This window comes from Micromonospora sp. CV4 (assembly GCF_003667455.1).
Taxonomy (GTDB): domain Bacteria; phylum Actinomycetota; class Actinomycetes; order Mycobacteriales; family Micromonosporaceae; genus Micromonospora.
The window spans coordinates 25,191-37,020 of record NZ_RCVI01000346.1 but is presented as its reverse complement, the minus strand read 5'-3'; the positions used below and the strand labels follow the sequence as shown (position 1 = coordinate 37,020).

General features: G+C 73.6%; 10 protein-coding genes. 9 read left to right on the top strand and 1 reads right to left on the bottom strand.

What is annotated here, in order from left to right; genetic code table 11:
- Positions 1-224: 224 nt before the first annotated feature.
- Complete coding sequence (locus tag EAD98_RS24600; RefSeq protein ID WP_121656363.1) at positions 225-887, bottom strand: adenosylcobinamide amidohydrolase; 663 nt, start codon at positions 885-887, stop codon at positions 225-227.
- Positions 888-1,030: 143 nt separating this feature from the next.
- On the opposite strand from EAD98_RS24600, the gene EAD98_RS24595 reads away from it, so the two are divergent.
- From EAD98_RS24595 to EAD98_RS24555, 9 genes are all read left to right on the top strand, one after another.
- Positions 1,031-1,708, top strand: coding sequence for a Crp/Fnr family transcriptional regulator (locus tag EAD98_RS24595; protein WP_007466162.1), 678 nt, complete (start codon positions 1,031-1,033; stop codon positions 1,706-1,708).
- A gap of 108 nt (positions 1,709-1,816) precedes the next feature.
- A complete protein-coding gene (locus EAD98_RS24590; protein WP_121656368.1) occupies positions 1,817-2,560 on the top strand; it encodes a metallophosphoesterase in 744 nt (247 codons plus the stop codon).
- A gap of 122 nt (positions 2,561-2,682) precedes the next feature.
- On the top strand, positions 2,683-3,288 hold the full coding sequence (locus EAD98_RS24585) for a TetR/AcrR family transcriptional regulator (RefSeq protein WP_121656367.1): 606 nt from the start codon (positions 2,683-2,685) through the stop codon (positions 3,286-3,288).
- A 37-nt stretch (positions 3,289-3,325) separates the two neighbouring features.
- Positions 3,326-4,135, top strand: a complete 810-nt coding sequence (locus EAD98_RS24580; protein ID WP_121656362.1) for a TIGR03084 family metal-binding protein — start codon at positions 3,326-3,328, stop codon at positions 4,133-4,135.
- Positions 4,132-5,811 carry an acyclic terpene utilization AtuA family protein gene (locus EAD98_RS24575; protein WP_121656361.1) on the top strand — a complete coding sequence of 560 codons (1,680 nt, stop codon included), beginning with the start codon at positions 4,132-4,134 and terminating at the stop codon, positions 5,809-5,811. The genes EAD98_RS24580 and EAD98_RS24575 overlap by 4 nt, the downstream gene beginning before the upstream one ends.
- On the top strand, positions 5,808-7,004 hold the full coding sequence (locus EAD98_RS24570; protein ID WP_121656360.1) for an acyl-CoA dehydrogenase family protein: 1,197 nt from the start codon (positions 5,808-5,810) through the stop codon (positions 7,002-7,004). Before EAD98_RS24575 ends, EAD98_RS24570 begins: the two co-directional genes overlap by 4 nt.
- A complete protein-coding gene (locus EAD98_RS24565) occupies positions 7,001-8,602 on the top strand; it encodes an acyl-CoA carboxylase subunit beta (protein ID WP_121656359.1) in 1,602 nt (533 codons plus the stop codon). Before EAD98_RS24570 ends, EAD98_RS24565 begins: the two co-directional genes overlap by 4 nt.
- 13 nt (positions 8,603-8,615) lie before the next feature.
- Positions 8,616-10,622: a biotin carboxylase N-terminal domain-containing protein gene (locus tag EAD98_RS24560; protein WP_121656358.1), complete on the top strand. Its 2,007-nt coding sequence runs from the start codon at positions 8,616-8,618 to the stop codon at positions 10,620-10,622.
- A complete protein-coding gene (locus tag EAD98_RS24555) occupies positions 10,619-11,782 on the top strand; it encodes an acyl-CoA dehydrogenase family protein (protein ID WP_121656357.1) in 1,164 nt (387 codons plus the stop codon). The genes EAD98_RS24560 and EAD98_RS24555 overlap by 4 nt, the downstream gene beginning before the upstream one ends.
- The last annotated feature ends 48 nt before the right edge of the window (positions 11,783-11,830 follow it).

The window sequence follows — 11,830 nt, the reverse complement described above, 5'->3', positions numbered from 1 at the left end:
CCCGTCTGGCAGCCGGGCGCCGGTGCCACCGCCGCCGGCGCCCGGCTGCCAGACGGGCGCCTCCGCGGAGTCCGCACAGCCGGCGACGAGCAGGGCGGCCAGCAGCGCGGCGAGGCCGAGGGCGACACGGCGGCGCGGGCGGGGCGAGAGGGGCTCGGGAGCGTACATCGTCCGCGACCCTACCGTTCGTTAAACGCGCCGACGAGGGCCGATCGGTCGGAAGTTCAGCCGGCCAGCCGGTCTGACCAGGGCACGACCGGCCGATCGCCGCCAGCGAACACCGCGGCGTGCACCGCTCGGGCCAGCGGGGCGCCCCAGGCGGAGCGGGGACCGCCGTACGCGGCCTCCGGCCCGTCCACCGGGCAGAGCACGGTGACCGAGTCGGTCGGCGTGCCGGTTCCCGGCAGCCCCAGCTCGCTGATCGCCTGGGTCTTCGCCTCGGTCGCGGTGGCCACCGCGTTGACCAGAGCTGAGTCGGCGAGCCGGGCCGGCACGTACACCACGATGTTGACCGTGCCGACCCGCTGGGTGAGCGCGGCCGGGGCGGGCGCGGCGGCCGGCACCGGAATGCCGAGCCCGACCGTCGCCCAGGCACGGACGCCGGTGTCGGTCCGGGCCACCACCTCGGTCACATCGACACCGGTCAGCAGACCCACCCCGGGCCCGTCGAGGGCCAGGTCGCCGGCGAGCGCGGCCAGGTGCGCGGCGGGGTCGTCCCGGTCGTACGACATGGGCACGGTGGCGTTGAGCACCCAGCGCCGGACGCCGATACCGCCGCCCAGCGGGCCGCTGCTGACGGCCCGCAGCGGGACGTCCGCGCGCCAGACGAGCAGCGGGACCTCCCGCCCGTCCTCGGTGCGGCTGGTCAGAGTCGGGTCGCTCAGCACGTCGGGCAGGTTACGCCCACCGATCAAGATTCCAGGGGCGACCTCTGATTCCAGCTCACGTGCGCCTAGACTTGGCGACGCGCGAGGGGATCAGCGGACGGCGGACCCGGCCGACGGACGGCACGCGCAACCGGAGGTGCGCGATGGACGAGGTACTGGCCCGCAGCGGGATCTTCCAGGGTGTAGACCCGGAGGCTGCCGAGGCGCTCGCCAAGGAGATGGAGACGATCGAGGTCCGCAAGGGCGAGATCGTCTTCAATGAGGGCGAGCCCGGTGACAGCCTCTATATCCTGCTGTCTGGAAAGATCAAGGTTGGGCGCCGCGCAGCGGACGGCCGGCAGAACCTGATCGCGGTGATGGGCCCGTCGGACATGGTCGGTGAGCTGTCGCTCTTCGACCCGGGTCCGCGTACGGCGACCGCCACCGCGGTGACCGACACCCGGCTGGTGCGACTGCGCAAGCAGGCGCTGCGGCCGTGGCTGAACAACCGCCCGGAGATCGCCGAGCAGCTGCTCCGGGTGCTCGCCCGGCGGCTCCGCCGGACCAACGACTCGCTCGCCGACCTAATCTTCACGGACGTGCCGGGCCGGGTCGCCAAGAACCTGCTCCAGATGGCCGGTCGGTTCGGCACCCGCGACGGCGGCGTGCTGCGGGTGACCCACGACCTCACCCAGGAGGAGATCGCCCAGCTCGTCGGCGCCTCCCGGGAGACGGTCAACAAGGCTCTGGCCGACTTCGCCTCGCGCGGCTGGCTGCGCCTGGACGGCAAGAGCATCATCATCCTGGACCCGGAGCGCCTGGCCCGCCGCGCCCGCGTCTGAGCGGTACGTCCCGTCCCCGCCTCCCGTCATTGACCGGAGGCGGGGACGTTCCGTCTGCCTGGCGCAGAAACGCTGGACGGGGTGCGGGTGCCCGGCGAGGGTGGAGCGATGCTGAGCCGAGTAGCCGTCCTGTCCGACATCCACGGTGTACTGCCCGCACTGGAGGCGGTGCTGGCCGAGCCGGACGTCGCCGCCGCCGACCTGATCGTGCTCACCGGTGACATCGCCGCCGGCCCGCAGCCGGTCGAGGTTCTGGACGTGCTCGCCGATCTCGGTGATCGGGTGTGCTGGGTGGGCGGCAACGCCGACCGCGAGCTGGTCGAGGCCCGCGCCGGTCGGCCCGCTTCGATCGAGGTGTCGAACTGGGCCGCCGGGCAGTTGCGCGAGGACCAGGTAGCCAGACTTGCCGCGCTGCCGCCGACGGTCACCCTGAAGATCGACGGCCTCGGTCCGACGCTGTTCTGTCACGCGACCCCCCGCGACGACGAGGAACTCGTGCTCGTCGACTCCCGGATGTCGCGCTGGGCGGAGGTCTTCGAAGGTCTTCCCGCCGAGGTCGCGGCGGTGGTCTGCGGCCACACCCACATGCCCTTCACCCGGCTGGTCGACCGACGCCTGGTGGTCAACCCGGGCAGCATCGGCATGCCGTACGGGGGAACGGGCGCGTGGTGGGCCCTGCTCGGGCCGGGTATCCAGCTGCGGCGTACCGCCTTCGACGTGGATGCGGCGTGCGCCCGGGTGGCGGCCGAGTCCACGTTCCCCGACGCTGCCGCCTGGGCCGACGAGTACCTGCGCTCCCAGCACAGTGACGCCGACGCGCTGGCTGTCTTCGGCCCCCGCGACGGTCGCTGACCGCCCAGCCGAGGGCCCGGGTCAAGATGGCCAGCGTCCTCAGCGGCTGTCGCTGAAGCAGGCGATGGCAGCCTTAAAAAGTCAGTCTTGACTGTTTGTTTCCTGGGCCGCAGGCTATGCCCGTGTCCACCACATCGACCCGTGTCCCTCAGCAGGAGCGGAGCCGGGCCACCCAGGCCCGGCTGCTGGAGGCGACCGTCGACTGCCTGGTCGAGCACGGCTGGTCCGGCACCACCACGACCGTCGTCGCGGCCCGGGCCGGCGTCTCGCGGGGCGCCCAGCTGCACCACTACCCCACCAAGGCCGCGCTGGTCACGGCCGCCGTCGCCCACCTGGCCGAACGCCGGGCCGACGAGCTGCGCACCGAGGCGGGGGCGCTGCCGGCCGGGCCCCAGCGGCTGGACCGGGTCATCGATCTGCTCGGCGCGGCCTTCACCGGGCCGCTCTTCGTGGCCGCGCTCGAACTCTGGGTCGCCGCCCGCACCGACCGGGAGCTTCGGGACGCCCTGGTCCCTCTGGAGGCGACGGTCGGCCGGGAGATGCACCGGCTCACCGTCGCCCTGCTCGGCGTCGACGAGCGCCGGCCCGGCGTCCGGGAGGCCGTGCAGGCCACCCTCGACCTGCTTCGTGGGCTGGGCGTGGCGAACCTGCTCAACGACGACTCGGCCCGGCGTACCGCCCTGTTGACCACCTGGAAACGCCAGCTCGCCACTCTGCTCACGCCCTGACCGCCGGCCGCACCGGCCCGCACCAACCGGAGGCACCATGGTCGACCTCAGCGACCTGCTCACGGACCTGGCCGACGAGTCCGCTCAGCTGGACGCCCTGGTGGCTCCACTTTCGGCGGCCGACTGGTCACGGCCGACCCCCGCGCCGGGCTGGAGCATCGGGCACCAGATCGCCCACCTCGCCTGGACCGACCACGTGGCGCTGCTGGCCGCCACCGACGCGGCGGCGTTCTTCGCGACGGTGACCTCCGCACCCGATCCGGCCCGAATGGTCGACCTCGGCGCCGAGGAGTTCCTCGCGCCTCCGCGGGAGCTGCTGGCCCGGTGGCGCGACGGCCGCGGCGCGCTGACCGCAGCGCTCGCTGCCGTCCCGGCCGGCGAGAAACTGCCCTGGTACGGCACCCGGATGTCGCCCACCTCGATGGCGACCGCCCGGATCATGGAGACCTGGGCGCACGGCGAGGACGTGGCCGACGCGCTCGGCGTCGCCCGCCCCGCCAGCGACCGGCTCCGGCACGTGGCGCACCTCGGCGTGCGTACCCTCGGGCACGGCTTCGCCGCGCACGGCCGGCCGGCACCGACGGCGCCGGTGCGGGTCGAGCTGACCGGGCCCGGCGGCGACACCTGGAGCTGGGGTCCGGCGGACGCCGCCGACCGGCTGACCGGCCCGGCCCGGGACTTCTGCCTGCTGGTCACCCAGCGTCGGCACCGCGCGGACCTCGCCCTGCTGGCGACCGGGCCGGTCGCCGACGAGTGGCTCGACGTGGCACAGGCCTTCGCCGGCCCGCCGGGCACCGGCCGGGAGCCGTCCGCCACGTCGGCCGGTGGGCAGGGAGTACGGGAGTGATCCGCATCGGCAACGCCTCCGGCTTCTACGGTGACCGGTTCACCGCCTGGCGGGAGATGCTCGACGGCGGCGAGCTGGACGTGCTGACCGGCGACTACCTGGCCGAGCTGACCATGCTGATCCTCGGCCGGGACCGGCTGCGCGACCCCGATCTGGGCTACGCGAAGACCTTCCTGCGTCAGCTGGAGACCTGCCTCGGCACCGCCCTCGACCGGGGGACGCGGATCGTGACGAACGCCGGTGGTCTCAATCCGGCCGGCCTGGCCGCCGCCATCGAGCGGCTCGCCGACCGGCTCGATCTGCCGGTGCGGGTCGGGTACGTCGAGGGCGACACGATCCAGCGACCGGACGCGCTGACGGCGAACGCCTACCTGGGCGCCTTCGGGATCGCCGCGTGCCTCGACGGCGGAGCGGACGTGGTGGTCACCGGGCGGGTCACCGACGCGTCGCTGGTGGTCGGCCCGGCCATCGCCCGCTACGGGTGGGGCCGCGACGACCTGGACCAACTCGCCGGTGCGACCGTCGCGGGGCACCTCGTCGAGTGCGGCGCGCAGGTCACCGGGGGCAACTTCAGCTTCTTCACCGAGCTGCCCGACGGCGGGCACCGGCCCGGCTTCCCGATCGCCGAGGTGCACCCGGACGGCTCCACCGTGCTCACCAAGCACCCCGGCACCGGCGGTGCGGTCACGGTGGAGACGGTCACCGCCCAGCTGCTCTACGAGGTCGGCGGACCGGCGTACCTGGGGCCGGACGTGGTGACCCGCTTGGACACCGTGACGCTGCGCCCGGACGGGCCGGACCGGGTCCGGGTCTCCGGCGTCCGGGGCACGCCACCACCGGCCACCCTCAAGGTCGGCGTCAACAACCTCGGTGGCTTCCGCAACTCGATGACGTTCGTGCTCTGCGGGCTGGACATCGAGGCGAAGGCTGCCCTGGTCCGGGGGCAGATCGAGGAGGCGGTCGGCAAGGACGGGCTGGAGTTCGTGCTGGCCCGGACCGATCATCCGGACGCCACCGACACCGAGGCGGCCAGCGCCCTGCTCCACGTCCACCTGCGGGACAGCGACAAGACACGGGCCGGACGGGCCTTCTCGGCCGCCGCGGTCGAGCTGGCGCTCGCCTCGTACCCGGGCTGCACCCTGACCACCCTGCCGGGCGACGCGTCACCGTACGGCGTCTTCACCGCCGACACGGTGCCGCAGGACGCGGTGGCGCACGTCGCGGTGCTGCCCTCCGGCGAGCGGGTGCCGATCGCCCCGCCGTCGACCACCGGTTCGCCGGAGACCGTCGCACAACAGGATCCGGTCACCGGGGGCCCCGCCGCACCTCGGACTCGGCGGGGCGCGCTCGGCGAGCTGGTCGGCGCGCGCTCCGGCGACAAGGGCGGGGACGCCAACCTCGGTGTCTGGGCGCGTTCCGACGCCGGGTACGCCTGGCTGCGCGGCTGGTTGACCGTCGAACGGCTGGCCGAGCTGCTGCCGGAAACCGCGCCGCTGGTGGTACGACGGTACGAGCTGCCGAACCTGCGCGCGGTCAACTTCGTGATCGAGGGCCTGCTCGGAGCCGGGGTGGCCGCGTCCACCCGGTTCGACCCGCAGGCCAAGGCGCTCGGCGAGCTGCTGCGCTCGCGGGTCGTCGACCTGCCGTCCGACGTGGCGCCGGGGGTGGCGGCATGAGCATCGTGGACACCCCGGAGCGGCGGCAGCTGCGCGAGCTGACCCGGGCCTTCGTGACCCGGGAGGTGCTGCCCCACCTCGACGAGTGGGAACGGGCCGGCGAGGTGCCCCGGGCGCTGCACGCCACCGCCGCGAAGCTCGGTCTGCTCGGCATCGGCTTCCCCGAGTCGGTGGGTGGGAGCGGCGGCGACCTGCTCGACTCGATCCTCGTGACCGAGGAGCTGATCCGCTCCGGCGGCTCGTCCGGCCTGGTCGCGGCCCTGTTCACGCACGGCATCGCCCTGCCGCACATGGTCGCCGCGGCGGGCGCGAGCGCCGGCGGCTCGCTGGGCGGTCGGTTCGGCGGCACCTCGACGCCCGGCGACGACGACCTGATCCAGCGGTACGTCCGGCCCACCCTGGCCGGCACGATGATCGGCGCCCTGGCGATCACCGAGCCGGACGGCGGTTCGGACGTGGCCGGCATCCGCACCACCGCCCGCCGCGACGGCGACCACTACGTGGTGAACGGGTCGAAGACCTACATCACCAGCGGGCACCGGGCCGACTTCGTGACCACCGCGGTCTGCACCGACTTTCCCGGCAGCGGCTCACTCACCCTGCTGGTCATCGACAAGGGCAGCCCCGGCTTCACGGTGGGACGTCGGCTGGAGAAGCTGGGCTGGCACTGCTCGGACACCGCCGAGCTGTCCTTCGTCGACGTGCGGGTGCCGGTGGCCAACCGGATCGGCGCGGAGGACACCGGCTTCCTGGCGATCATGCAGAACTTCGCCGCGGAGCGGCTCTCGCTGGCCACCCAGGCGTACGCCACGGCGCAGCGCTGCGTCGAGCTGGCGGTGCGCTGGTGCCGGGACCGGGAGACCTTCGGGCGTCCACTGGCCAGTCGGCAGCTGGTCCGGCACCGGCTGGCCGAGATGCACACCCGGGCGGAGGCGGCCCGGGCGTACGTGCACGAGGTCGCGGTTCGGGTGGCGGCCGGCGAGCCGGTGGTGACCGAGGTGGCGATGGCCAAGAACGTCGCGGTGGCCGCCTGCGACCACGTCGTCGACCAGGCGTTGCAGCTGCACGGCGGGTTCGGTTACATGCGCGACGCCGAGGTGGAGCGGCACTACCGCGACGCCCGGATCCTCGGCATCGGCGGCGGCGCCACCGAGATCATGAACGAGATCATCGCGAAAGGCATGGGTCTATGACCACCCTGGACAGCGCGATCGACCCGTCCGGGCCCGGGTACACGGCGAACCGGGCCGCGTTGCTGGAACGGCTGGCCGAGTTGGACGCCGCGCTGGACCAGGCCCGGGCCGGCGGCGGCGAGAAGTACGTGACCCGGCACCACAAGCGCGGCAAGCTGCTCCCCCGGGAGCGGATCGAGCTGCTGGTGGACGCCGACAGCCCGTTCCTGGAGCTGTCGCCGGTCGCCGCCTACGGGACGGACTTCCCGGTCGGGGCCAGCGTGGTCACCGGCATCGGGGTGGTCGAGGGTGTGGAGTGCCTGATCGTCGCCAACGACCCGACGGTCCGCGGCGGCGCGGTCAACCCGTGGTCCCTCGCGAAGACCCGGCGGGCCGGTGAGATCGCGCTGGCCAACCGGCTGCCGATGGTCAACCTGGTCGAGTCGGCCGGGGCGGACCTGCCCACGCAGGCGGAGATCTTCATTCCGGGCGGCCGGGTGTTCCGTGACCTGACCCGGCTCTCGGCGGCGGGTATCCCCACGGTCAGCGTGGTCTTCGGCAACGCCACGGCCGGTGGCGCGTACGTGCCGGGAATGTCCGACCACGTGATCATGATCCGGGACCGGTCGCAGGTCTACCTGGCCGGGCCGCCGCTGGTGAAGATGGCCACCGGCGAGGTCACCGACGACGAGTCGCTGGGCGGCGCGGCGATGCACGCGGGCACGTCCGGGCTCGCCGACTATCTGGCCGAGGACGAGCGGGACAGCATTCGGCTGGCCCGGCAGTGCGTCCGCCGGTTGAACTGGCGCAAGCAGGGCCTGGCGCCGCGTACGCCTGTCCCGCAGCCACCGAAGTACGACCCGGAGGAGTTGCTCGGCATCGCCAGCGCGGATCTGAAGGTGCCGTTCGACCCGCGGGAGGTTCTGGCCCGGATCCTGGACGGCAGCGACTTCGACGAGTTCAAGCCGGCGTACGGCGACGCGCTGGTCACCGGCTGGGGCGAGCTGCACGGGTATCCGGTGGGCGTGCTGGCCAACGCCCGGGGGGTGTTGTTCAGCGAGGAGGCGCAGAAGGCGGCCCAGTTCATCCAGCTCGCCAACGCCGCCGACACTCCGCTGATCTTCCTCCAGAACACCACCGGCTACATGGTCGGCACTGAGTACGAGCAGCGCGGCATCATCAAGCACGGCGCGCTGATGATCAACGCGGTGTCCAACTCGACGGTGCCGCACCTGACGGTGAACCTGGGCGCCTCCTACGGGGCCGGCAACTACGGCATGTGCGGCCGGGCGTACGAGCCGAGGTTCCTGTTCACCTGGCCGAACGCCAAGTCGGCGGTGATGGGTCCGGCGCAGCTCGCCGGCGTGCTCTCCATCGTGGCCCGGCAGGCCGCCGCCGCACGCGGACGCGACTACGACGAGGAGTCCGACGCGGCGATGCGGATGATGGTCGAGCAGCAGATCGAGTCGCAGTCCGGGGCGCTGTTCCTCTCCGGTCGGCTCTACGACGACGGGGTCATCGACCCCCGGGACACGCGGACCGTCCTCGGGCTCTGCCTCTCGGCGATCCACAACGGACCGGTGAAGGGCGCCGACAGCTTCGGCGTCTTCCGGATGTAGGGGGCTTGCGCTCGTGATTACTCGACTTCTGGTGGCCAACCGGGGGGAGATCGCCCGCCGGGTCTTCGCGACCTGCCGGGCGCTCGGCGTGGAGACGGTCGCCGTGCACTCGGACGCGGACGCCGCCGCGCCGTTCGTCGCCGAGGCCGACCAGGCGGTCCGGCTGCCGGGGGACACGCCGGCCGAGACGTACCTGCGGGTGGACCTGATCCTGGACGCGGCCCGCCGCAGCGGAGCGGACGCCGTCCACCCGGGCTACGGCTTCCTCGCCGAGAACGCCGAGTTCGCGGCGGCGGTGACCGACGCCGGGCTGACCTGGGTGGGGCCGCCGGCCAAGGTGATCGCCGCGATGGGCGACAAGCTGGCCGCGAAGGCCCTGCTCGCCGAGGCCGGCGTGCCGATGCTGCCCAGTTGGACCGACACCGACGAGATCACCGACTTCCCGGTGCTGGTCAAGGCGTCCGCCGGCGGCGGCGGGCGCGGGATGCGGATCGTCCGGGACGCCGCCGGGCTGGCCGAGGCCGTCGCCTCCGCGCGCCGCGAGGCGGCCGCGGCGTTCGGCGACGGCACGGTCTTCATCGAGCGGTACGTCGAGCGCGGCCGGCACGTCGAGGTGCAGATCATCGGCGACACCCAGGGCCGGGTGGTGTCCCTCGGCGACCGGGAGTGTTCGATCCAACGTCGGCATCAGAAGATCGTCGAGGAGGCGCCCGCGGTCGTGCCGGAGCGGGTGCGGACGGCGTTGCACGAGGCGGCGGTGGCCGCTGGTCGCGCGGTCGACTACCTCGGCGCGGGCACGGTGGAGTTCCTGCTCGCCCCGAGCGGGGAGTTCTTCTTCCTGGAGATGAACACCCGGCTCCAGGTGGAGCATCCGGTCACCGAGCTGTGCACCGGGCTGGACCTGGTCGGGCTGCAACTGCTGGTCGCCGAGGGTGCGTCGCTGCCGGCGGCGCTGCCGGACAGCACCGGGCACGCCATCGAGGTACGCCTCTGCGCCGAGGACGCGGCCGCGAGCTGGCGGCCGGCCACCGGCACCCTGCACCGGTTCGCGGTCCCCGGGGTGGCCGCCGAGTTCGGCACGCTGGGCCGGCCCGGCCTGCGGCTCGACTCCGGCGTGCTGACCGGTTCGGTGGTCGGCGTGCACTACGACTCGATGCTGGCGAAGCTGGTCGCGTGGGGCCGGACCCGGGCGGAGGCGACCCGGCTGCTGGCCACCGCGCTGGCCCGGGCCGAGCTGCACGGGGTGACCACCAACCGGGACCTGCTGGTCCGGGTGCTGCGCAGCCCGGCGTTCGCCGCCGTGGAGATCGACACGGGGTTCCTGGACCGGCATCCCGAGGTCTTCGCGCCGCTGCTGCCGGCGGCGAAACTCCCGGTGGCCGCGTTGGCCGCCACGCTCGCCGCGGCCGCCGGCCGCCGCGTCGGGTCCCGGGTGCTGGCCGGGCTGCCGTCGGGCTGGCGCAACGTGCCCGCCGTCCCGCAGGTCACTCGCTTCGCCGGGCCGGACGGCGAGATCGAGGTCCGCTACCGGCTGGACCGTACGGGCGGGCTCGCCGAGTGGTCCGTCGACCCCACCGCCGCCGAACCCACCGCCGCCGAACCCAGCGCCGCCGACCCGACTGTGGCGCTGGTCGAGGCCGCCCCGGCCCGGGTCGTGCTCGACGTCGACGGCGTGCGGCTCGCGTACCGCGTACACCGGGCGGGGTCGGCGGTCTTCGTGGACGGCCCGGACGGGGCGGCGAGCCTGGTCGAGTTGCCGCGGTTCCCGCTGCCGACCGCGGAGCTGGCCGCCGGGTCGCTGCTCGCGCCGCTGCCCGGCGCGGTGACCCGGGTGCACGTCCAGGTCGGCCAGCGGGTCGCGGCCGGCGATCCGCTGCTCACGCTCGAAGCGATGAAGCTGGAACATCCCGTGCTCGCCCCGATCGACGGCGTGGTCGCCGAGCTGCCGGTGCCGGCCGGCGGCCAGGTTCGCACCGGCGCCGTGCTGGCCGTGGTCCATTCAGAGGAGGATCCCCGATGACCTTCGACCTCACCCCCGAGCAGGACCAGCTGCGCGACGCCGTGCGGGCGCTGGGCCGCCGGTACGGCCACGGCTACTTCGTCGAGAAGGCGAAGGCCGACGAACACACCACCGAGCTGTGGGCCGAGGCGGGCCGGCTGGGCTACCTGGGCGTCAACATCCCCACCGAGTACGGCGGCGGGGGCGGCGGCATCACCGAGCTGGCCATCGTCTGCGAGGAGCTGGCGGCGGCCGGCTGCCCGCTGCTGCTGCTGGTGGTCTCCCCCGCCATCGCCGCCACCGTCATCAACCGGCACGGCACCGAGGACCAGCGCAAGCGGCACCTGCCGGGCCTCGCCGACGGCTCCCAGAAGATCGTCTTCGCGATCACCGAGCCGGAGGCCGGCTCCAACTTCCACCGGCTGGGCACGGTGGCCCGCCGGGACGCCGACGGCTGGCTGCTCTCCGGCCGCAAGTGCTACATCTCCGGGGTCGACGAGGCCGACCACGTGCTGGTGGTGGCCCGTACCGAGGAGGCGGGCACCGGAAAGCTCAAGCCGGCGCTGTTTCTCGTGCCGACCGACGCGGCCGGGCTGACCCGCTCCAAGCTGGACATGGAGATCCTGTCGCCGGAGAACCAGTTCCTGCTCTACCTGGACGACGTACGCCTGCCGGCCGACGCGCTGGTCGGCGAGTCGCTGGACGCCGGACTGCCGGCTCTCTTCGCCGGGCTCAACCCGGAGCGGATCACCGTCGCCGCGATGGGCGCCGGCACCGGCCGGTACGCCATCGAGCGGGCAAGCGAGTACACCGCCACCCGCAAGGTCTGGGGCGGCCGGAGCATCGGATCGCACCAGGGCGTGTCGCACCCGCTGGCGCACGCGGCGGTGCAGGTCGAGCTGGCCCGCTTGATGATCCAGAAGGCGGCCACCCTGTACGACGCCGGCCGCGACCTGGAGGCCGGGGTGGCCGGCAACATGGCCAAGTACGCCGCCGGGGAGGCCGCCGCGCTCGCCGTGGACACCGCCGTCCAGGTGCTCGGCGGGGCCGGCATGACCACCGAGTACGGGGTGGCCACCCTTCTCGGGGCGGTCCGGGCCGGCCGGATCGCCCCGGTCAGCCGGGAGATGATCCTGAACTTCGTCGCCCAACACGTGCTCGGTCAGGAGAAGTCGTACTGACCGCCTGGCCGGTGCCCGTTCCGTGCCGCCCGAGAGCGGCGCTGCGAC